This is a genomic window from Pseudomonas sp. R4-34-07, assembly GCF_003852375.1.
In the GTDB taxonomy this organism is placed as follows: Bacteria; Pseudomonadota; Gammaproteobacteria; order Pseudomonadales; family Pseudomonadaceae; genus Aquipseudomonas.
Genome location: NZ_CP027760.1, coordinates 4,098,053 through 4,119,756, shown reverse-complemented (window position 1 = coordinate 4,119,756; position 21,704 = coordinate 4,098,053). Strand labels below are relative to the sequence as shown.

The 21,704-nt window shown below is 61.5% G+C and carries 24 protein-coding genes; 18 read left to right on the top strand and 6 right to left on the bottom strand.

The window, feature by feature from the left end; genetic code table 11:
* The 14 genes from flhF to yegS all read left to right on the top strand — a co-directional run bounded on the left by flhF (position 1) and on the right by yegS (position 13,274).
* Positions 1–1,317: a flagellar biosynthesis protein FlhF gene (gene flhF / locus C4J85_RS18880; RefSeq protein WP_124363767.1), complete on the top strand. Its 1,317-nt coding sequence runs from the start codon at positions 1–3 to the stop codon at positions 1,315–1,317.
* 105 nt (positions 1,318–1,422) lie between these two features.
* A complete protein-coding gene (gene fleN / locus C4J85_RS18875; RefSeq protein WP_003192912.1) occupies positions 1,423–2,256 on the top strand; it encodes a flagellar synthesis regulator FleN in 834 nt (277 codons plus the stop codon).
* On the top strand, positions 2,253–2,993 hold the full coding sequence (gene fliA, locus C4J85_RS18870) for an RNA polymerase sigma factor FliA (RefSeq protein ID WP_124359259.1): 741 nt from the start codon (positions 2,253–2,255) through the stop codon (positions 2,991–2,993). The genes fleN and fliA overlap by 4 nt, the downstream gene beginning before the upstream one ends.
* A 167-nt stretch (positions 2,994–3,160) precedes the next feature.
* A complete protein-coding gene (locus tag C4J85_RS18865) occupies positions 3,161–3,535 on the top strand; it encodes a chemotaxis response regulator CheY (protein ID WP_005790040.1) in 375 nt (124 codons plus the stop codon).
* 18 nt (positions 3,536–3,553) lie between these two features.
* Positions 3,554–4,342: a protein phosphatase CheZ gene (locus C4J85_RS18860; protein WP_124363766.1), complete on the top strand. Its 789-nt coding sequence runs from the start codon at positions 3,554–3,556 to the stop codon at positions 4,340–4,342.
* Positions 4,343–4,353: 11 nt separating this feature from the next.
* Positions 4,354–6,561 carry a chemotaxis protein CheA gene (locus C4J85_RS18855; RefSeq protein WP_124371408.1) on the top strand — a complete coding sequence of 736 codons (2,208 nt, stop codon included), beginning with the start codon at positions 4,354–4,356 and terminating at the stop codon, positions 6,559–6,561.
* 48 nt (positions 6,562–6,609) lie between these two features.
* Entirely contained in the window at positions 6,610–7,737 is a 1,128-nt protein-coding gene (locus tag C4J85_RS18850; RefSeq protein ID WP_124410467.1) for a chemotaxis response regulator protein-glutamate methylesterase, read from the top strand.
* Positions 7,737–8,477: a flagellar motor protein gene (locus C4J85_RS18845; protein ID WP_124410466.1), complete on the top strand. Its 741-nt coding sequence runs from the start codon at positions 7,737–7,739 to the stop codon at positions 8,475–8,477. The genes C4J85_RS18850 and C4J85_RS18845 overlap by 1 nt, the downstream gene beginning before the upstream one ends.
* A gap of 187 nt (positions 8,478–8,664) precedes the next feature.
* A complete protein-coding gene (gene motD / locus C4J85_RS18840; protein WP_124363762.1) occupies positions 8,665–9,552 on the top strand; it encodes a flagellar motor protein MotD in 888 nt (295 codons plus the stop codon).
* Positions 9,553–9,602: 50 nt separating this feature from the next.
* The gene (locus C4J85_RS18835) at positions 9,603–10,391 is read left to right on the top strand and encodes a ParA family protein (protein WP_124407812.1); all 789 of its coding nucleotides are present in this window, start codon (positions 9,603–9,605) and stop codon (positions 10,389–10,391) included.
* Positions 10,391–11,182 carry a CheW domain-containing protein gene (locus C4J85_RS18830; protein WP_124410465.1) on the top strand — a complete coding sequence of 264 codons (792 nt, stop codon included), beginning with the start codon at positions 10,391–10,393 and terminating at the stop codon, positions 11,180–11,182. Before C4J85_RS18835 ends, C4J85_RS18830 begins: the two co-directional genes overlap by 1 nt.
* A gap of 79 nt (positions 11,183–11,261) precedes the next feature.
* The gene (locus tag C4J85_RS18825) at positions 11,262–11,744 is read left to right on the top strand and encodes a chemotaxis protein CheW (RefSeq protein WP_124363759.1); all 483 of its coding nucleotides are present in this window, start codon (positions 11,262–11,264) and stop codon (positions 11,742–11,744) included.
* On the top strand, positions 11,745–12,137 hold the full coding sequence (locus C4J85_RS18820; protein WP_124363758.1) for a DUF2802 domain-containing protein: 393 nt from the start codon (positions 11,745–11,747) through the stop codon (positions 12,135–12,137).
* Between the two features lie 216 nt (positions 12,138–12,353).
* Complete coding sequence (gene yegS, locus C4J85_RS18815) at positions 12,354–13,274, top strand: lipid kinase YegS (protein WP_124410464.1); 921 nt, start codon at positions 12,354–12,356, stop codon at positions 13,272–13,274.
* On the opposite strand, the gene C4J85_RS18810 is transcribed toward yegS, so the two are convergent.
* The 3 genes from C4J85_RS18810 to C4J85_RS18800 form a co-directional block, all read right to left on the bottom strand.
* Complete coding sequence (locus C4J85_RS18810; protein ID WP_124371402.1) at positions 13,233–13,892, bottom strand: response regulator transcription factor; 660 nt, start codon at positions 13,890–13,892, stop codon at positions 13,233–13,235. The two genes, yegS and C4J85_RS18810, sit on opposite strands and share 42 nt — an antisense overlap.
* Complete coding sequence (locus C4J85_RS18805) at positions 13,889–14,782, bottom strand: sensor histidine kinase (RefSeq protein WP_124411212.1); 894 nt, start codon at positions 14,780–14,782, stop codon at positions 13,889–13,891. The genes C4J85_RS18810 and C4J85_RS18805 overlap by 4 nt, the downstream gene beginning before the upstream one ends.
* A 323-nt stretch (positions 14,783–15,105) precedes the next feature.
* Positions 15,106–15,555: a hypothetical protein gene (locus tag C4J85_RS18800; RefSeq protein WP_177412752.1), complete on the bottom strand. Its 450-nt coding sequence runs from the start codon at positions 15,553–15,555 to the stop codon at positions 15,106–15,108.
* Between the two features lie 549 nt (positions 15,556–16,104).
* Between C4J85_RS18800 and C4J85_RS18795 the strand changes: the two genes are divergently transcribed.
* Entirely contained in the window at positions 16,105–17,040 is a 936-nt protein-coding gene (locus tag C4J85_RS18795) for a chemotaxis protein CheV (RefSeq protein ID WP_124367833.1), read from the top strand.
* A 40-nt stretch (positions 17,041–17,080) separates the two neighbouring features.
* Positions 17,081–17,884 (top strand): MOSC domain-containing protein, encoded by an 804-nt coding sequence (locus C4J85_RS18790; protein WP_124410463.1) that lies wholly within the window; start codon positions 17,081–17,083, stop codon positions 17,882–17,884.
* Positions 17,885–17,932: 48 nt separating this feature from the next.
* On the opposite strand, the gene C4J85_RS18785 is transcribed toward C4J85_RS18790, so the two are convergent.
* Together C4J85_RS18785 and C4J85_RS18780 are read right to left on the bottom strand one after the other, a co-directional pair.
* Positions 17,933–18,214, bottom strand: a complete 282-nt coding sequence (locus tag C4J85_RS18785) for a pyrimidine/purine nucleoside phosphorylase (RefSeq protein ID WP_124363753.1) — start codon at positions 18,212–18,214, stop codon at positions 17,933–17,935.
* A 64-nt stretch (positions 18,215–18,278) separates the two neighbouring features.
* Complete coding sequence (locus C4J85_RS18780; protein WP_124410462.1) at positions 18,279–18,821, bottom strand: exonuclease domain-containing protein; 543 nt, start codon at positions 18,819–18,821, stop codon at positions 18,279–18,281.
* 187 nt (positions 18,822–19,008) lie between these two features.
* On the opposite strand from C4J85_RS18780, the gene C4J85_RS18775 reads away from it, so the two are divergent.
* Together C4J85_RS18775 and C4J85_RS18770 are read left to right on the top strand one after the other, a co-directional pair.
* On the top strand, positions 19,009–19,632 hold the full coding sequence (locus tag C4J85_RS18775; RefSeq protein WP_124410461.1) for a TetR/AcrR family transcriptional regulator: 624 nt from the start codon (positions 19,009–19,011) through the stop codon (positions 19,630–19,632).
* A 90-nt stretch (positions 19,633–19,722) separates the two neighbouring features.
* Positions 19,723–20,511, top strand: coding sequence for an ABC transporter substrate-binding protein (locus tag C4J85_RS18770; RefSeq protein WP_124410460.1), 789 nt, complete (start codon positions 19,723–19,725; stop codon positions 20,509–20,511).
* Positions 20,512–21,131: 620 nt separating this feature from the next.
* Here the strand turns inward: C4J85_RS18770 and C4J85_RS18760 are convergent.
* On the bottom strand, positions 21,132–21,683 hold the full coding sequence (locus C4J85_RS18760) for an RNA polymerase factor sigma-70 (protein WP_124363749.1): 552 nt from the start codon (positions 21,681–21,683) through the stop codon (positions 21,132–21,134).
* Positions 21,684–21,704 lie beyond the last annotated feature (21 nt).

The following is a 21,704-nucleotide window of genomic DNA, read 5'->3' as shown; positions in this document are numbered from 1 at the left end:
ATGCAAGTAAAGCGTTTTTTCGCCGCCGATATGCGTCAGGCCATGAAGTTGGTCCGCGATGAGCTGGGCGCCGATGCCGCGATTATCGGTAACCGTCGTATCGCTGGCGGTGTCGAGCTGACGGCTGCCCTGGATTACACACCTCAGGCCCTGGCTCCGCGTGTGCCGAACATGGAGCTCGAAGACGAGCTGCGCAAGACCGCTTCGCGCATCGTCTCGGCCCAGGCCGAACTGAGCATGCGCGGTGACAGCGACGCCACCACCAACCGCCAATTGTTCGCCGGCCTGCCACTGACCGCCGCCGAGCCGCTGGTGGAACCTACGTTTGTCGAGCCGCCACGTCCTGCAGCGCCAGCCCCGGCCGCCGCAGTCGACCAGCGTGTGTTCGATTCGATGCGCTTTGAACTCAACGGCCTGCGCGAGCTGCTTGAAGTGCAGCTGGGCTCGCTGGCCTGGAGCCAACTGCAAGGCAGCAAGCCGCAACAAGCCAACCTGTGGCGCCGGCTGCAGCGCATCGGCCTGTCCGGGCCGTTGTCCCGCGACCTGCTGGCGCTGACCGCCGAAGTCGAAGAGCCGCGCCAAGCCTGGCGCATGCTGCTGGCGCACCTGGCGCGGATGATCGCCACCCCGGAAATCGAACCCCTGGAAGAGGGCGGTGTGATCGCCATGGTCGGCCCCGCCGGCATGGGCAAGACCACCACCCTGGCCAAGCTGGCCGCGCGTTATGTGCTCAAGTACGGCGCGTCGAATATCGCGCTGGTGAGCATGGACAGCTACCGCATCGGCGCCCAGGAACAGCTCAAGACCCTGGGCCGTATCCTCAATGTGCCGGTGACCCACGTCGACCCGGGCCAGTCCCTGGCCAATGCCCTCGACCCGCTGCTGCGCAAGCGCGTGGTGTTGATCGATACCGCCGGCCTGCAAGCCAGCGACCCGGCATTGCGCATGCAGCTTGAAAGCCTGGCCGGACGCGGCATCAAGTCGAAAAATTACCTGGTGCTTGCAACCACCAGCCAGAAACAGGTTCTTACCGCTGCCTATCACAGCTACAAACGCTGCGGCCTGGCCGGTTGCATCCTGACCAAACTGGATGAAACCGCCAGCCTCGGCGAAGTGCTGAGCCTGGCGATCAGTCATGAATTACCGGTCGCCTACCTGACCGACGGGCCGCGGATCCCGGATGATTTGCATCTGCCGCGCCGTCATCAGTTGGTCAGCCGTGCTGTCAGTGTGCAAATGCAAGACGAGCCTAGCGAGGAAGCGATGGCCGACATGTTCGCCGACCTTTATCACAACCCGGCAAAGCGGGTGGGATAAGGCAGGATGAACACCGTGAAATGTACCTACATCGATGGTCTGCAAGCGATACACGCGACCAAGCCATGTAGCCTGCGTCTAAGCAAGACAAGGTAAAGAAATAAAATGGGCAGCATGCATCCCGTACAGGTGATCGCGGTGACCGGCGGCAAAGGTGGCGTCGGCAAAACTAACGTGTCAGTGAATTTGTCCCTGGCCCTGGCAGAGCTTGGCCGTCGCGTCATGCTGCTGGATGCTGACCTGGGCCTGGCGAACGTGGACGTTCTGCTGGGGCTGACACCCAAACACACGCTCGCCGATGTGATCGAAGGCCGCTGTGAGCTGCGCGATGTGCTGCTCCAGGGCCCCGGTGGTATCCGCATCGTGCCGGCTGCCTCGGGCACCCAGAGCATGGTGCACCTGAGCCCGGCGCAGCATGCCGGCCTGATCCAGGCCTTCAGTGATATCGGCGACAACCTCGACGTGCTGGTGATCGACACCGCCGCCGGGATCGGCGAGTCGGTGGTCAGCTTCGTACGCGCAGCGCAAGAAGTGCTGCTGGTGGTCTGCGACGAACCCACTTCGATCACCGACGCCTACGCCCTGATCAAACTGCTTAACCGTGACTACGGCATGAACCGCTTCCGCGTGCTGGCCAACATGGCCCAGAGTCCGCAGGAAGGGCGCAACCTGTTCGCCAAGTTGACCAAGGTCACGGATCGTTTCCTCGATGTCGCCTTACAATACGTTGGCGCAGTTCCCTATGACGAGTGTGTGCGCAAGGCCGTGCAAAAGCAGCGTGCGGTCTACGAAGCGTTCCCTCGTTCCAAGTGCGCACTGGCGTTCAAGGCGATAGCCCAGAAGGTCGATACCTGGCCGTTGCCTGCCAACCCTCGGGGGCATCTGGAGTTTTTTGTCGAACGATTGGTGCATCAGACGAGCGCGGGACCTGTGCTATGACATCCAGCGGCTACAACCTTTACAAAAAGTCGGCCCGTGACAGCCAGGGCGAATTGATCGAGCGCTATGCGCCACTGGTCAAGCGCATCGCCTATCACCTGCTGGCGCGCCTGCCTGCCAGCGTGCAGGTGGAAGACCTGATCCAGGCCGGGATGATCGGCCTGCTCGAAGTGTCGACCAAATACGACGCAAGCAAGGGCGCGAGCTTCGAGACGTATGCGGGTATCCGTATCCGTGGCGCGATGCTAGATGAAGTGCGTAAAGGGGATTGGGCGCCGCGTTCGGTACACCGCAATACGCGCATGGTCAGTGACGCAATTCGTGCAATTGAAGCAAAAACCGGTCGTGACGCTAAAGATCATGAAGTTGCGGCCGAACTCCAATTGAGTCTCGACGATTATTACGGGATTTTGAACGATACCTTGGGCAGCCGCCTGTTCAGTTTCGACGACCTGTTGCAGGACGGCGAACACGAAGGGCTGCATGAGGACGGCGCGAGCGCGCATATGGAACCGTCGCGCGATCTGGAAGATGAACGTTTCCAGGGAGCGCTGGCGGAGGCCATTGCCAATTTGCCGGAGCGCGAGCGCCTGGTGTTGGCGCTGTACTACGACGAGGAGCTGAACCTCAAGGAAATCGGTGAGGTCCTGGGGGTCAGCGAATCGCGTGTCAGCCAGTTGCATAGCCAGTGCGCGGCCCGCTTGCGGGGGCGGTTGGGAGAGTGGCGCGCGCGCTGACAGGCAGTGTGGGGACACTGCAGACGCTACCGCGAAGGTTTCGGCCTTCGCGGGTTCGCTCCGTGGTGCCCTGGGCAGTCCTTTTTGTGTAACGCCTGTTGATTGAAGTGGCGCGTCCAGGTGCTGGGCGCGTTTAAGACTGCTTGGAGGTCGAATTGGACAAGAACATGAAAATCCTCATCGTTGATGACTTCTCAACGATGCGGCGGATCATAAAAAACCTGTTGCGTGACCTTGGGTTCACTAACACGGTCGAGGCGGATGACGGCATTACGGCGATTCCGATCCTCAACAGCGGGAGCATCGACTTTCTGGTAACCGACTGGAACATGCCCGGCATGACCGGTATCGACTTGCTGCGCCATGTGCGCGCCGATGAAAAACTGCGCAGCCTGCCGGTGTTGATGGTGACCGCCGAAGCCAAGCGTGAACAGATCATCGAAGCCGCCCAAGCCGGGGTAAACGGCTATGTGGTCAAGCCATTCACTGCCCTGGCCTTGAAAGAGAAGATCGAAAAAATCTTCGAACGCATCGGCCATTGATGCTGCCACGGGGGAGCTATGGACCATAACGAAACGTCACAGGGCGATTTTGAGTCGACCCTGAAAAAACATGCTCACCAGTTGGTCGAATGCCTTGAAAAGGGCCAGTTCGGCGATGCGGTGCAGTTGATCCATGAGCTTAACCAGACCCGTGACCGCGGCCTGTACCAGGAAGTGGGCAAGCTCACGCGTGAGCTGCACAGTGCGATCGTCAATTTCCAGATTGACCCGCGCATGCCCCAGGCCGAAGAAATTTCCCAGATCACCGATGCCACCGAACGCCTGTCCTATGTGGTCAGGCTGACCGAGGCTGCGGCCAACCGCACCATGGACCTGGTGGAAAACGCCACGCCTCTGGTCAACGGCATGGCCAGTGAAGCCCAGGCCTTGAGCGTTGACTGGGGCCGCTTCATGCGCCGCGAAGTGGGGGCTGAAGAGTTCCGTGAACTGGCGCGTCGGGTCGACGGTTTTCTGTCGCGCAGCGAACAGGAAAACCGCACGGTGGCCGGCAACCTCAACGACATTCTGCTCGCCCAGGATTACCAGGACCTCACCGGCCAAGTGATCAAGCGTGTGACCCAACTGGTCACCGAAGTGGAAAGCAACCTGCTCAAACTGGTGCTGATGGCCGGCCAGGTCGACCGTTTTGCCGGTATCGAACATGACCGCGAAGCGATCCTCTCGGAAAAAGATCCACAAAAACACCTCGCCAAGGGTGAAGGTCCGCAGATTCATGCCGATAAACGTGAAGACGTCGTATCCGGTCAAGATGACGTAGACGATTTGCTGTCCAGTTTAGGCTTCTAAGGAGCACCCACATGAGCTTCGGCGCCGATGAAGAAATCCTTCAGGATTTCCTTGTAGAGGCCGGCGAAATTTTAGAGCAACTGTCCGAACAACTGGTCGAGCTGGAAAGCCGTCCGGATGATGCGAACCTGCTCAATGCAATTTTTCGCGGTTTTCACACTGTAAAAGGGGGCGCCGGCTTCCTCCAGCTCCATGAGCTGGTGGAGTGCTGTCACATCGCCGAGAACGTGTTCGACATCCTGCGCAAGGGTGAGCGTCAGGTTGACTCGGAATTAATGGACGTGATTCTCGAAGCACTGGATGCGGTCAACGCCATGTTCAGCCAGGTGCGTGAACGTGCACCGGTCACCGCCGCCACTCCGGAACTGCTGGCCGCCCTGGCGCGCCTGGCCGAACCGGCTGCGCAAGCACCGGCTGTGCAAGCCGTGCCTGAGCCAGTGGTGGAAGCCGAGGCGGATGTGACCGACAGCGAGTTCGAGCAACTGCTCGACTCGCTCAATGCGGTCAAGGCCGAGGCTGAAGCACCGGCTGCAACGGCGCCGGTTGCCACACCGACCAGCGAAGACATTACCGACGCAGAATTTGAATCCCTGCTCGACCAGTTGCATGGCAAAGGCCAGTTCGCGGCCGACGCCGTGGCACCGGCGGCTGCGCCAGCGGCACCGGCGGCCAACGCCAGTACCGATATTACCGACGACGAATTCGAGGCGCTGCTCGACCAACTGCATGGCAAAGGCACGTTCGTCGCCGAAGCCTTGCCGCAGGTCGCTGCCACTGCCGCCGTCGCTCCGGCGGCCAGTGCAGCACCTGCCGGTGACGGGCTGATTTCTGATAACGAGTTCGAAGCCTTGCTGGACGAGTTGCACGGCAAAGGCAAGTTCACCGAAGTGGCCCCGGCTCCGGCCGCCGCCGCAGCGGTCGCTACAGCCGCACCGGTTGCCGCCGCCAAAGCCGCAGCGCCGGTCGCCAAGCCAGCGCCTGCACCGGCTGCCGCGCCAGCTCCGGCGCGTCCTGCCGCTGCGCCGGTTGCCGATAAACCTGCCACTGAAGCCGAAACCACGGTGCGCGTAGACACTGCGCGCCTGGACGACATCATGAACATGGTCGGCGAGCTGGTGCTGGTGCGTAACCGCCTGGTGCGCCTGGGCCTGAACAGTGGCGATGAAGCCATGCAGAAGGCCGTGTCGAACCTCGATGTGGTCACCGCCGACCTGCAAACCGCCGTGATGAAAACGCGGATGCAGCCGATCAAGAAAGTCTTCGGCCGTTTCCCGCGCCTGGTGCGCGACCTGGCGCGCCAGCTCAAGAAAGAAATCAACCTGGAACTGGTGGGCGAAGAAACCGACCTCGACAAGAACCTCGTCGAGGCCCTGGCCGACCCGCTGGTCCACTTGGTGCGCAACGCCGTCGACCATGGCGTGGAAACCCCGGAAGAACGCGAAGCCTCGGGCAAATCGCGGGGCGGCAAGGTGATCCTGGCGGCGGAACAAGAGGGCGACCATATCCTGCTGTCGATCACCGATGACGGCAAAGGCATGGACCCGGCGATTCTGCGCAATATCGCGGTCAAGCGCGGCGTGATGGACAAGGACGCCGCCGATCGCCTCACCGACACCGAGTGCTACAACCTGATCTTCGCCCCCGGCTTCTCGACCAAGACCGAGATCTCCGACGTGTCCGGCCGTGGCGTCGGCATGGACGTGGTGAAGACCAAGATCAGCCAGCTCAACGGCTCGATCAATATCTACTCGACCAAGGGCCAGGGCTCGAAGATCGTCATCAAGGTGCCGTTGACCCTGGCGATCATGCCAACCCTGATGGTGATGCTGGGCAACCAGGCCTTCGCCTTCCCGCTGGTCAACGTCAACGAGATCTTCCACCTCGACCTGTCGCGCACCAACGTGGTGGACGGCCAGGAAGTGGTGATCGTGCGTGACAAGGCCTTGCCGCTGTTCTACCTCAAGCGCTGGCTGGTGGCATCGGCCAAGCATGAAGAGCAGCGCGAGGGCCATGTGGTGATTCTGTCGGTGGGCACCCAGCGCATCGGCTTTGTGGTCGACCAACTGGTGGGCCAGGAAGAAGTGGTCATCAAGCCGTTGGGTAAAATGCTGCAGGGGACCCCGGGCATGTCTGGCGCGACCATCACCGGTGACGGTCGCATTGCGTTGATTCTCGATGTTCCGAGCATGCTCAAGCGTTACGCCGCACGGCGTATTTGATTCTGGCGGGGCAGGGCGGTAGCGCCCGCCCCGTCTAACGGAGTGTTTATGGTAGTCAAGGTCCTGGTGGTGGACGATTCGGGTTTCTTCCGCCGCCGCGTCTCGGAGATTCTTTCCGCCGATCCAACGATCCAGGTAGTCGGCACGGCCACCAACGGCAAAGAGGCGATCGATCAAGCCATTGCGTTGAAGCCGGACGTGATCACCATGGACTACGAAATGCCGATGATGGATGGCATCACGGCCGTGCGTCACATCATGCAACGCTGCCCCACACCGGTATTGATGTTCTCCTCGCTGACGCATGAAGGCGCCCGGGTCACCCTGGATGCGCTGGACGCCGGCGCGGTGGATTTCCTGCCGAAGAATTTCGAAGACATCTCGCGTAACCCCGATAAGGTCAAGCAGATGCTGTGCGAGAAGGTGCACAGCATTTCGCGCAGTAACCGCCGCAGTCTGTTCAGCGCGCCCGCGCCGACACCTGCGCCTGCACCCGTGGCCGCGCCGACATCATCGTTCAGCCGCCCGGCGCCCGCCCCGGCAGCTCGGCCCGCGCCGGCAGCGCCTACCCGCGCGGCTGCACCGAGCGCCCATTCGCCCGCGCCCAAGCGCAAGGCCTACAAACTCGTGGCGATCGGTACGTCCACCGGCGGGCCGGTGGCCTTGCAGCGTGTATTGACTCAGTTGCCGGCCAACTTCCCGGCGCCGATCGTGTTGATCCAGCACATGCCTGCCGCGTTCACCAAGGCCTTTGCCGAGCGCCTGGACAAGCTGTGCCGCATCAGCGTCAAGGAAGCCGAGGATGGCGACATCCTGCGCCCTGGCCTGGCGCTGCTGGCCCCGGGTGGCAAGCAGATGATGGTGGATGGCCGTGGCGCGATCAAAATCCTGCCGGGCGACGAGCGCCTCAACTACAAGCCGTGCGTGGATATCACCTTCGGTTCGGCGGCCAAGTCCTACGGTGACAAAGTTCTGGCGGTGGTGCTCACCGGCATGGGTGCCGATGGCCGTGAGGGCGCGCGCCTGCTCAAGCAGGGCGGCAGTGCAATCTGGGCCCAGGACGAAGCCAGTTGCGTGATCTACGGCATGCCCATGGCGATCGTCAAGGCTGACCTGGCCGATGCGGTCTACAGCCTGGACGACATCGGCAAGCATCTGGTGGAGGCCTGCCTCTGATGGATGTCTTGAGCCTGATCGGCATCACCCTGGCGTTTGTCGCCATTATCGGCGGCAACTACCTTGAAGGCGGCCACCTTGGCGCCCTGGCCAACGGCCCGGCGGCGCTGATCGTGATCGGTGGCACCGTGGGCGCGGCGTTGTTGCAGTCGCCGGTGAGCTCGTTCAAGCGCGCCATGCAGATCCTGATTTGGATCATTTTCCCGCCACGGGTCGACCTGCCAGGCGGCATCGACCGCGTGGTCAACTGGAGCCTCACCGCACGCAAGGAAGGCCTGCTGGGCCTGGAAAGCGTGGCCGATGCCGAGCCCGACAGCTACGCCCGCAAAGGCCTGCAACTGCTGGTGGATGGCGCCGAGCCGGAGGCGATCCGCAGCATCCTCGAGGTGGATTTCTACACCCAGGAAAGCCGCGACATCAACGCGGCCAAAGTCTTTGAAAGCATGGGTGGCTACGCGCCGACCATCGGCATCATCGGTGCGGTAATGGGCCTGATCCACGTGATGGGCAACCTGGCCGACCCTTCGCAACTGGGCAGCGGCATTGCCGTGGCATTTGTCGCCACCATCTACGGTGTGGCGAGCGCCAACCTGGTGTTGTTGCCGGTGGCGAGCAAGCTCAAGTCGATTGCCATGCGCCAGTCCCGTTACCGCGAGATGTTGCTCGAAGGCATCCTGTCGATCGCCGAGGGTGAAAACCCGCGCTCCATCGAATTGAAGCTCCAGGGCTTCATGGATTGATGCACATGGGCATGGGCATGTGGCGAGCGAGCTTGCTCGCGCTGGGCTGCGAAGCAGCCCCACTCCAGGCAACACGGTCTTTCAGACAGGTCGCAGCGTCTGGGTTCAGGGCCGCTTCGCGCCCCAGCGCGAGCAAGCTCGCTCGCCACAATGAAGTGTTCGCTGTTGGTCAGAGAGGGAAGTGCCTGTGAGCCGTCGCCGTCGCGAGCCTGAAGAACACGTCAACCATGAACGCTGGCTGGTGTCCTACGCGGACTTCATCACCTTGCTGTTTGCGTTTTTCGTGGTGATGTACTCGATCTCGTCGGTGAACGAAGGCAAGTACAAGGTTATTTCCGAAGCGTTGATCGGGGTGTTTTCCGACTCCGACCGCGCGCTCAAGCCTATTCCTATAGGCGATGAACGACCCAAGACGGTGACCCCGGCCAAGCCGTTGGTCAACGACAGCGATGAAACCGCCGCCGGTGTCGGCGGCACCAGCGACCCGCTCAAAAGCATTGCCGACGATATCAGCGCCGCATTTGGCGACCTGATCAGCTCCAACCAGATGACCGTGCGCGGCAATGAACTGTGGGTGGAGATCGAGCTCAACTCCAGCCTGTTGTTCGCCAGCGCCGATGCGCTGCCGAGCGACCAGGCCTTCACCATCATCGACAAGGTGGCAGCGATCCTCAAGCCGTTTGAAAACCCGATCCACGTCGAAGGCTTTACCGACAACCTGCCGATCAGTACGGCGCAGTACCCGACCAACTGGGAACTGTCCTCGGCGCGGGCGGCGAGCATCGTGCGCATGCTCGCGATGCAGGGCGTGAACCCCCAGCGCCTGGCGTCGGTGGGCTACGGTGAATTCCAGCCGGTGGCCAACAACGCCACGCTCGAAGGCCGTGCGCGCAATCGGCGGGTGGTGCTGGTGGTGTCGCGCAACCTGGATGTACGCCGCAGCCTGACCGGCACCGGCACGGCGAATGCAACACCGGATGCGGCGTTGAGGCGCGCTGGCACACAAACTGCACCGGCCCCTGCAAAGCCGCTGGTGCGGGCCAGCTCCGTCAATTCTCCGTCACCGGCTCACTAACCTATGCAATGTCTCGGTCGCGCTTGTGCCCACCGGGAGGAATCAACCGAATGAGAGTCTGGGCAGTTGCCAATCAAAAGGGTGGAGTCGGCAAGACCACCACGTCCATCGCGTTAGCCGGCTTGCTGGCCGAGGCAGGCAAGCGCGTGGTCGTGGTCGACCTGGACCCCCACGGCTCCATGACCAGCTATTTCGGTTACGACCCGGATGCGCTGGAACACAGCTGCTACGATCTGTTCCTGCACAAAGGCAGCGTGCCCAGCGATTTGCCTGGGCAACTGCTGCTGCCCACCAGCAATGACAGCATTTCGCTGTTGCCGTCCAGCACCGCCCTGGCCACCCTTGAGCGCCAGTCGCCGGGCCAGAGCGGCCTGGGCCTGGTGATCGCCAAGACCCTGGCGCAGCTGTGGCAGGACTTCGACTACGCGATCATCGACAGCCCGCCCTTGCTCGGCGTGCTGATGGTCAACGCCTTGGCGGCCAGCCAGCAGTTGGTGATCCCGGTACAGACCGAACACCTGGCCGTCAAAGGCCTGGAGCGCATGGTCAGCACCCTGGCGATGATCAACCGTTCGCGCAAGCAGGCCTTGCCGTACAGCATCGTGCCGACCTTGTTCGACCGGCGTACCCAGGCCTCCCTCGGCACCCTGCGCGTACTGCGCGATGCCTATCCGGACACCATCTGGAACGGCTACATCCCGGTAGACACGCGCCTGCGTGACGCCAGCCGCGCCGGGCTCACGCCGTCGCAATTCGACGGCAAGAGCCGTGGCGTGCTGGCTTATCGGGCGTTGCTCAAGCACCTGCTGTCCCAGCAGCTTGTGGCGCAGGTGGCCTGATGAACCGTCCCCTGGACTTCAAGACCCGGCCGCAACTGGCACTGGAATCCTACCTGGATGCCTTGCTGCAGGAGGCGACCGCCGAGGAACTGCCGGAACCGATCCTGGTGCTGGAGCCGGCCGTCGAGCCTGACGCTGCGCTGGATGAGTTCCAGTTGGCGGTGCTTGAGGAGCAGGCCCGCGATGCACACGTCGAAGCGACGCCGCTGGTGGTGCCAGTCACGCCTGAGGTGATGGCGCCGGTGGTGGTCGAGCCGATCGTGGAAGTGCACCTGCCGCCGAGCATCACGCCGCCGCCGGTGACCGGCGATGGTCGCCCGTCGTGGGCCGCCGAGCCGTTCGAATGCCTGCTGTTCGACGTCGCCGGGTTGACCCTGGCGGTGCCGCTGGTGTGCCTGGGCTCGATCTATTCCCTGGAAGGCCAGGAGCTGACGCCGTTGTTCGGGCAACCGGAGTGGTTCCTCGGCATCCTGCCCAGCCAGGCCGGCAATCTCAAGGTGCTGGACACCGCGCGCTGGGTGATGCCCGACCGCTACCGCGACGATTTCCGCCAGGGCCTGCAGTACGTGATCTCCGTGCAGGGCTACGAGTGGGGGCTGGCGGTGCATCAAGTCAGCCGCTCGTTGCGCCTGGACCCGAACGAAATCAAATGGCGCAGCCACCGTGGCCAACGGCCGTGGCTGGCGGGCACCGTGATCGAACACATGTGCGCGTTGCTCGACGTCGCCGAACTGGCCGAGTTGATCGCCAGTGGCGCGGTCAAGGAAATGGCGCAGAACAAACGCAGTTGATTGAACAATAAAGGTCGTGCGGTTGCGCGGCCCATTAGCACACACGCCGTCGATAGCGGCATTTGAAGGGGTCAGAAGCATGAACAAGTCAGCGTCCGCACAAGGTTTGGATGATCCGATCCTGCAATGGGTGACCTTCAAACTGGACAACGAGTCCTACGGCATTAACGTGATGCGCGTGCAGGAAGTGCTGCGCTACACCGAGATCGCCCCGGTACCGGGTGCGCCGAGCTATGTGCTGGGCATCATCAACCTGCGCGGCAACGTGGTGACGGTGATCGATACGCGCCAACGCTTCGGCCTGGCGCCAACCGATGTCAACGACAACACGCGCATCGTCATCATCGAAGCCGACAAGCAAGTGGTCGGGATCATGGTCGACAGCGTGGCCGAAGTGGTCTACCTGCGCCAATCGGAAGTGGAAACCGCACCGAACGTGGGCAACGAAGAATCCGCCAAGTTTATCCAGGGCGTGTGCAACAAGAACAACGAGCTGTTGATTCTGGTTGAGCTGGACAAAATGATGAGCGAAGAAGAGTGGTCGGACCTGGAGAGCATCTGATTGTTCCTTGAGGCGGCGGTGATCGTCCTGGCCCTGTTGTGGGCCGGGACTTTGGCGTTTGTGCTGCGCTATGTGCGCCAGCAACGGGAGTTGGCCTTGCAACAGGCCGAGCGCGATGCGGTGCGTGACCGGCGCATTCTGGAGTTGGTCAAGCGTGTCGATCATTTCCAGCAGAGTGCGGTGCGGGTTGGGGATGAAGTGCATGAACTGCGCGCGATTCTCGGGCCGTTGCCGGACAAGTTGGTGCAGTTGGAACAGCGTGATCCTGCGAACCTGTCGTTCGCCCAGGCGGCCAAGCTGGTGGGCATGGGCGCGACGGTGGATGAGCTGACCCAGTCGTGCGGGTTGACCCAGGCCGAGGCGCAGTTGATGAGCAAGTTGCACAAGAGCTGATTCGGGCCGGGCTTGCTGGATTCAATGTGGGAGGGGGCTTGCTCCCGATGGCGGTGTATCAGTCAGCTTAACTAGAGCTGACCCACCGCTATCGGGAGCAAGCCCCCTCCCACATGTTGATCTGCGTACATCAATCAAATTTGTCCAGCCACAGACTTTTCCTCATCCCCAAGGGTCAACATCCTGCAATCACCTTGACCCAGGAGAGTTCCCCAAATGACCACCGCCAGAGCCCTGTTGATCCTCCACGGCAAACAAGCCCTCAACGAGGACGTACGCGCGGCTGTGCTGGCCCGGCGTGAGCAGGGTTGGGAGCTGGCAGTGCGGGTGACGTGGGAAGGTGGCGATGCCCAGCGCCTGGTCAATGAAGCCCTGGCCGACGGTTACACCCACATCATCGCCGGCGGTGGCGACGGCACCCTGCGCGATGTGGCCGAAGCCATGGCTCACGCCAATACCGATGCCAGCCTGGTGCTGATGCCGCTGGGCACCGCCAATGACTTCGCCAAGGCCGCCGGCGTGCCGTTGGAGCCGGCTGGTGCGCTGGCGTTGCTGGATGTTGAACCGAGGGCGATTGACCTGGGCCTGGTCGGCGGGCAGATATTCTTGAACATGGCCACCGGTGGTTTTGGCAGCCAGGTCACCGCCAACACCTCCGAAGACCTGAAGAAAATCCTCGGCGGTGCCGCCTACCTGTTCACCGGTTTGTCGCGTTTCAGTGAATTGAAGGCTGCCTACGGTGAGCTGGAAGGCCCGGATTTCCATTGGAAAGGCGAGCTGCTCGCGCTGGGGATCGGCAACGGGCGCCAGGCCGGGGGCGGGCATGTGCTGTGCCCGGGTGCGCTGGCCGATGATGGCCTGCTGGACATCAGCATCCTGCCGGCGCCCCAGGAGGTGGTCGGCACCTTGCGCGAATTGATGAGCAACGGCTGGGGCCTGGACACCATGTTCGTGCGGGCACGCCTGCCGTGGGTCAATATCAAGGTGGCGCAGGGCTTGTACATCAATCTCGATGGCGAGCCGCTGGAAGGCGATGATCTGCATTTCGAGGCCTTGCCCAAGGCCCTGCGCGTGCACCTGCCGCTGGGTTCGCCCCTAGTCGTCCAGGCTGATGATCTGCTCGCGCACAGCGAATAACACCAGGCCCGCCACGTCGAAAATCTGCAGGCGCTTCATGATCTGCGAGCGATGCGCTTCTACCGTCTTGATGCTCAGGCCCAGGCCGTGGGCGATTTCCCGGGTGGACTTGCCGCGCACGATCAGGCGCAGGATTTCCAACTGGCGCGCCGTCAAGTTGTGGCTATGGGGCGCGGGCGTCGCAGGGCCGTTGCTGCGGATCAGTGCTTGATTGATCACGGTGTGGGCGATCGCCGGGCTCAGGTAGCGCTCGTTGTTGCGCAAGGCATGCAGGGCGTGTTCCAACTCGTTGGCGGTCATGTCCTTGAGCAGGTAGCCGTGGGCACCTGATTCCAGCGCGCGCATGATCAGGTCGGGGTCGGTGTGCATCGACAGGATCAGCACTTTGCTCAGGGGGTAGGCGCCCTTGAGTTCCTGCAAGGCATCCAGGCCGCTGGTGTGTTTCATCGACAGGTCCAGCAGCACGATGTCCGGCTGCAGGGCGCGAAATTGCGCGAGCACTTGCGCGCCATCGCTGGCCTCACCGATCACGTCGTAGCCGGGCATGTCCAGGATCAGCGCACGCACGCCGGCGCGAATCAGTGCGTGGTCATCCACCAGGAGTAAATTGCAGGTCACTCGAAACCCTTAGGGGAACTGGCCCGTTCGAGGGCGCGGGGCGCCCAGGGGAAAAGCGCGTCGATCCGCGTGCCTTGGCCTGGCTGACTGCTGACCGACAAGGTGCCGCCCAGTTGGTCTATCCGCTCGGCCATGCCGGCCATGCCGCGTTGGCCCGCAAGGCCTGGGTCGATAGCCGGCGAAAAGCCCTGGCCGTCATCGCAGATCATCAGCGACAAGCCTTCGGGCAGGCGCCGCAGGCACACCCGCAGGTTGTGTGCCTGGGCGTGACGGAGCATGTTGGTCACGGCTTCCTGGGTGATGCGAAACGCCGCCACGGCCATTTCTTCAGGAATACCGGTCAGGCGTTGCTGGCATTCCAGGCTCCAGCACACCGAGGTGTTTTCCAGGGTCTTGAGCAGGTGCGCGCGCAAGCTGGCTTCCAGGCCCAGGCTGGCCAACTGGCGCGGGTTGAGAATGGCCGACACGTCGCGCACTTTGGCCAGGGTTTCGTCGAGGGTATTGCACAGCACCATGCAGTGCTCGTGCAGCTCTGGCGGCAGGCGACGCTGCAGCCATTCGCTTTGCAGCTTGGCGGCAGTCAGCAGTTGGCCGATGTCGTCGTGCAGCTCGCGACTGAGGCGATGGCGTTCGTTTTCCTGGACCTGCAACAGTCGGTCGGCCAATTCCTGGGGTTGGAATTTGATGGATTTGCGTGAACGCCATTGGTGCAGGCCCACCACCGCCAGCGTGGCCAGGTTGACCAGCAGGATCAGCAGCGACCAGGGCGAAGCATGCGCGTAGGCCCACACGCTGACCGACAACGAACACAGGCACAGCGCAAGGACGATGCGGCGTGCGTTGCTGCGCGACACAGACCTTGAGAAAAGGGGCTTGAGGTTGGCGTACATAGCGGATGGAGCCACTGAGGGTTCGCTGCGGGGAGACCGGTTGGCCGGGCTCTGTTTGGAATACGCTGCCGAATCGTGTTTAACCATGATGAAGTTGAGTCACTTCGAGTGGGGGCATAGTACCACCCCTGTTACCGTTGGTCGCCTGATTGGTTTATGGCCCGCGCAAATACTCTGGGGGGTAATCCCAGAGTTGAAAAAGTTGTATTAGTAAAGTTGGTTTGTATAGTTATTGCGTAGATGGCTAATTGATATTTCTGCCTTTCTCGCCGTTATCGGTCGTTTTTGGACAGGTCAGCTATCGTCGGTGACATGCTTGGGACTCAGGACGCATGATGCAACCGCTGCTGTGGTTTATGCCGGAAATCCTTTTGCGGAATCTGCAAGGTAACCGTCGCGATCAACGACGTTTGCTCGGTCTCGTCCAGGGCCAACTCACCGGTGCGCGTGTCGATCAGCTCCAATTGCCAGGCCAGCAGCGTCAGGCAGTCATGTAACGCATCCAGTGCCTGGTCATGCAGTTGCATCGGGTTTTCGGCGTTGGCAATGAGGTCCTGCAGGTGCCGCGAGAACTCGCTGATCGCCTGCAGCGCCAGGCTGTCGGCCTTCTCAGCCAGTTTGGCGAGGCTGGTTTTCATGCAGTCGATGGCGTCGCTGTCGTTGCGGATCAAATGCAGGTGGCTCAAGCACTCTTGGGACTTGATCAGCAGCATTTCGGCCTCCAGCAGAAACTCGGGAAGTGCCGTTTGCCATTCTTTCGCGCTATTCATCATGCATGTCTCCGCAACTCAAGCTCGGGTGATGAGATGTCGCACCGGGTGAATAGCTTAAAACTAGCGCTGAAATATGATTTGAGCTTGTAGGCTGATTCCGATATTCCAGTAGGACATTTATTGAAATGCTCACGAAAGTCGTGCGTAGTCCCAGTTGAGCGGGATGACACGACTTCAGTTGCCGATACGTGAGTGCCTGGAAGGCCCATGGGCCTAGGGCGTGGGATGGCAAACAAAAGCCTGACTCCATTCATGCAATGAGAATGGCGTCACATTAATGGCTATTAGATATCGCGAATATCAGGTCGGGCCTGATTGCGCATAGGGGAATCCCCTACGTCATGGAACCGCACGCCGATTGGAGTGTCGTGCAAGGCCCACGCAGCCCGAGGACAGGGCTGATGCAGTAAAGCATGATGTCAGTGTGACATCAATGTATTTACATGGCATTTTAGCGGGGTCAAGGTCTGGCGCTTGCCGCCGATAACTTGCCTATACGAACTGCACACCCTCTAAGCGCGCAACCCATGTGCACACCAGGAGCTCTTAATGGCCGGCATTCTCGACACCGTAGATCAACGCACGCAATTGGTGGGTGAGAATCGCCTGGAGATTCTCATGTTCCGCCTGTTCGGGCGGCAGCTGTTCGCGATCAACGTGTTCAAGGTGCAGGAAGTGCTGCAACTGCCCAAGCTGACCCTGATGCCGCAGCGCCATCCGTTTGTCTGCGGCGTGGTCAACCTGCGTGGCCAGACCTTGCCGGTGATCGACTTGTCCCAGGCCATCGGCATGCGCCCCCTGGTGCCAGGGCCCAACAGCACCATTATCGTCACCGAGTACAACCGTTCGGTGCAGGCGTTCCTGGTGGGCGGCGTCGACCGCATCGTCAACATGAATTGGGAAGCCATCCTGCCGCCGCCGGCCAGCGCCGGGCGCCAGCACTATCTCACCGCCATCAGCAAGGTCGATGACCAGTTGGTGGAAATCATCGACGTGGAAAAAGTCCTGGCGGAAATCGTGCCTTATAACGCCAAGGTCTCCCGGGAAAAGCTTGAGGACCCAGTGCTGGAACGCGCCCGTGGCCGTGAAGTGTTGCTGGTGGACGACTCCAACGTAGCGCTGTCGCAGTTGAAGGACACCCTGGGCCAGTTGGGCGTGAAGATGCACATCGCCAGCGACGGCCTCAAGGCGCTGAACATGCTCAAGGCCTGGGCCGACAGCGGCCAGGTGATGACCGACAAGCTGCTGATGATCTTCACCGACGCCGAAATGCCCGAGATGGACGGCTACCGCCTCACCACCGAAATTCGCAATGACCCGCGCCTGCGTGGCCTCTACGTGGTGCTGCACACCTCGCTGTCGGGGAGCTTCAATGACTCGATGGTCAAGAAGGTCGGCTGCGACAATTTCCTCTCCAAATTCCAGCCGGACAAGCTGGTGGATGTGGTGCGTCAACGACTGATGCTGGACGAAGTGCCCGCGTGACACTAGGGTATGCCACTTTGTTCCCCAGGAATGCAGGCTCATGCTCCGTCTCAGCGCGTTGTACCGTTACCCCTTGAAATCCGGCAAGGCCGAGGCCTTGCAGCAGAGTGGCCTGGACAAGCTCGGGCTGGCAGGGGATCGACGCTGGATGCTGGTGGACGAAGCCAGCGGGCGCTTCCTTACGCAACGCGCCGTGGCGAAGATGAGCCAGTTGACCGCGCTGTGGAACGCGGCGGGCGGCCTGACCTTGAGCTCGCCTGGCTATGGGACGCTGGACGTGGCATTGCCCGGCGCCGATGCATTGCGCGGTGTGATCATCTGGCACGACACCCTGCGCGTGCCGGACGCGGGCGATGCGGCGGCGGCCTGGGTCAGCGCCTTCATCGGCAAACCCACACGCCTGGTGCATATGCCCCTGGAGCGTGCACGCTCGACCCAGGCCGGTTTTGGCCGGGATGACGATCAAGTGGGGTTTGCCGACGGCTACCCCTTGCTGCTGATCGGCCAGGCTTCCCTGGACGATTTGTGCGCGCATATCGGCCGGCCGATGGAAATGCTGCGCTTTCGTCCCAACCTGGTGATCGAAGGCGGCGAGGCTTTCGCCGAGGATGGCTGGAAACGCTTGCGCATCGGCGATGTGGAGTTTCGCGTGGTCAAGCCGTGTTCACGCTGCATTCTAACGACCGTCGACCCCCAGACCGGCGAGCGCAGCCCGGACCGCGAGCCGTTCGCCACCCTGCAGGCCTATCGCAGCACCGACAAGGGCCCGATGTTCGGTCAGAACCTGGTCAACGATGGGGTTGGCCAGTTGGAAGTCGGGATGCCGGTAACGGTGCTGGAATAAAAATGCCCGTCTCGCAGGAGACGGGCATTTTTTTGCGCCGAGTCAGGCTCAGCTGCGGTATTCGCACAGGTAAGCGGTGTCTACGCCAACCTTCAACTGGAATTTGCTGTTGGCCGGGACGTTGAACTGGCTGCCGGCGGCGAAGGTTTCCCACTCGGCGTCAGGCAGTTTGACGATCAGCGCGCCGGAAACGACGTGCATGATTTCACGCTGGTCGGTGCCGAATTCGTATTCACCCGGGGCCATCACGCCGATGGTCGCCGGGCCTTCCGCGGTGCCGAAAGCGATCGACTTGACGGTGCCGTCGAAGTATTCATTGACTTTGAACATGAGTGAATCCTCGGAAAAAGGGTCTGGAAAGGTCAGCCAGTATGCCCAAGGGCAGGGGAGCTGCCTAGACCGGCAAAATCAGCGGCAACAGGCGTGCGGTGTTGCGCGCATCCTCCAGCGCCCGATGCTGCTGGCCAATGAACTGCATCCCCGCCAATTGCAGCGCGCCATTGAGCCCCAAGGGCTTGTCCAGCCGCCGGGCCTTGGCGAACCGTTGCTTGAGGTTGACATGGGGCGTCTGGCCGAGCGCGCTGGCCAGGCCATGGCGTTGCCATTCCAGCTCGAGTTGCACACGGTCGTAATCGCCCCAGCTGGCCCAGCCTTCCAGGCGTGCCTGATGCTGGCCCAGCCAGCGCTCGAACAGCGGCCACACCTCGGTGATCGGCGTTGCCGCGTCGATATTGGCCTGGGTGATATGGGTCAATTGGCGGCAAAAAGGCGTCAGCAGCGGCCGCCGCAGGGGGCGCACGAAGCGCTGGAAGTGATCCAGCTCGCGGCCCTGGCGGTTGACCAGGCTTGCGCCAATTTCGATGACTTCCATCTCCGTCACGGGCCAGCCGCCGTCATCCGTGGTGGCTTCAAGGTCAATAATCAGCCAATGAGGCATGCGCAGGTTCCCGTACTGTTCCTGTCCTGATGGGGATAGAGCGTAGCCGGGCCTTGTAGTTCCGCCCAGGGGGCGGATTCGCCTGGTTGGTAAACCCCGTACACAAGTTTTGCCCAAGCGCTTGCTCGGGTGGCGGCCACGGCCTAAATTGCCGCCCAAGACGATAGTAGACATGAGGGACAGCAGCATGGACGACCCCCAAGCCCTGCGGGTGATGCGCACCCTGGTCGACGCTGGACAATTGACCGACCCCGAGAGTGCCCGGGGCAAGTTGCTGCAAACCGCGGCGCACCTGTTTCGCAACAAGGGCTTCGAGCGCACCACCGTGCGCGACCTGGCCAGTGCGGTGGGCATTCAGTCGGGCAGCATCTTTCATCACTTCAAGAGCAAGGACGAGATCCTGCGCGCAGTGATGGAAGAAACCATCCTCTACAACACCGCGATGGTTCGGGCTGCGCTGGAAGCAGCGAGCACGGTGCGCGAGCGCGTTTTGGCGCTGATCCGCTGCGAATTGCAGTCGATCATGGGCGGCAGCGGTGAGGCGATGGCGGTGCTGGTGTACGAATGGCGTTCGTTGTCTGCCGACGGCCAGGCCCAGGTACTGGCCCTGCGCGATATGTATGAGGATATCTGGCTGCAGGTACTGGGCGAAGCCAAGGCCGCCGGTTATATCAGGGGCGACGTGTTCATCACCCGGCGCTTCCTGACCGGCGCGTTATCCTGGACCACCACGTGGTTTCGCACCCAAGGCAGCCTGACCCTCGAAGAGCTGGCCGACGAAGCGCTGTTGATGGTGCTCAAGGCGGACTGAAGTGCGGCTATTAATTTGCGGGTGAACATTGTCTCCCCAGGGAAAAACGCCTAGCTTATCGCCATCATAGAATTCACGGTGTGTGCCTAGATGTTTTCGCCATGGCGGCTGGCTGCAGGACTGACATTTTGGGCATTGGGTACCGCAGGGTGGACGCAGGCCAGCGCCGCGCAGTTGGTGAGGATCGGCGCGGCACATTTTCCGCCGTATACCGTACGCCCTGAGCAAGGCGCCGATACCGGATTGCTGCCGCAATTGGTCGAAGCGCTGAACGCCGTGCAAAGCGACTATCAGTTTGTGCTGGTGCCCACTTCGATTCCCAGGCGTTTTCGCGATTTCGAGCAAGGCCGGGTCGACATGGCGATCTTTGAAAACCCGTCCTGGGGCTGGAAAGACGTGGCCCATACCAGCGTCGACATGGGCCTGGAAGACGCTGAAATCTTCGTCGCCGAGCGTGAACCCGGTCGCGACCAAAGCTATTTCAGCGACCTTGCCGGCAAACGCCTGGCGGTGTTCAGCGGCTATCACTACGCCTTCGCCAACTTCAACCCCGACCCCAAGTACCTGGCCGAGCACTTCAACGCAACGTTGACGTACTCCCATGACAGCAACTTGCTGATGGTCGCCCGCAGGCGTGCTGATATCGCCTTGGTCACCCGTTCGTACCTGAGTGACTTCATGGTGCGCAATGCCGAGATGGCGGGGACATTCCTGGTGTCGGAGCGCATCGACCAGGTCTATCACCATTACGCGTTGCTACGGCCCAAAGCCCCGATCACCGGGCCTGCGTTTGCCGGGTTGCTCAAGCAGCTGCGGGATAATGGCCAAATGCTCAAGATATTTGAGCCGTATCGCATCGATGTAATGCCACTACTCTGAGAGCGCAGGAGATCAAATGTGGGAGGGGGCTTGCTCCCGATGGCGGTGGGTCAGTAACAGATGTGTTTACTGACACTCCCTCATCGGGGCATAGGTATCTACACAACTTTGTAGCAGCTTAAGTAACCACGATGCGAAGCGAGCCGCTCTTGATCTTGCTCTTGATCTAGGCGCCCCGTTAAACCACGCTGGCCGGAATTCGACAGTGATTTGGGGGGTAAACCGGCAGGGATGCCGGTTTAGCCGCCCCGCGCCATGGATGGCGCGTGGCGGCGGCCCCCCCAAATCACTGTCGGATTACGGGCACACCGAGCCTGGGCGAGGTGCCGAGTGGTGGGGCAAGAGCCCTTTGGTTACTTTGGGGCTCTTTTCCAAAGTGACCCGCCGTCAGGGCGGAACCCTAAGCCGCCGTTACCGCAGTAACGGATATGTACTCGCCCTGATCCAGCATCCTGGTCGGCTGTCAGGCCGCCATCGGGAGCAAGCCCCCTCCCACATTTAGGTCGCGGGGTATCAGTTAGAGAGGCTTCGGCTCCTGGGCCGCCGCAGGTTCAGGGCCGCGCCAAAATTGTGTAGATACCTATGCTCATCGGGGGCTTGCCCCCTCCCACATGTGTTTTTCAGACCCTGCGCGCAAACGTATCGCTGTGGTTGCCCGACACCTTGCGGCAGTGCACCAGCGCATCGCGGATCATGAAGTTCACCAAGGTCGGCGAAACCCCGAGTTCCTTGGCGATATCCTTCTGCGGTACGCCGTGCAGGCGGTACATCTCGAAGGCGTAGCGGGTGCGCTGCGGCAGCTCGGTCAGGGCGTCGGCGATGTTTTCCAGGGTGTTGAAATTGATATGGGAAGTTTCCGGTGAAGCGCCGTGGATCACCACATTCAAGCCTTCCTCTTCGGTCCCGGAATACTTGAGCTCCAGGGCCTGCTTGCGGTAGTGATCGATCGCCAGGTTGCGCACGATCTGGAACAGATAGCTCAGTTGGGCCTTGAACGAAGAGGTGATCGTCGGGGCCGACTGCAGCCGAAAATAAGCGTCCTGCACCACATCCTCGGCGCGGGAACGACAGCCGGTAATACGTGCCGCGATCTTCACCAGGATCAGTCGATTGTCGACGAACGCCTGGAGAAGTGGTGAGTCGCACCTGCCTGTGGATACTGGTTCCGTCATGGAAATCACCTGGTTGCAAAA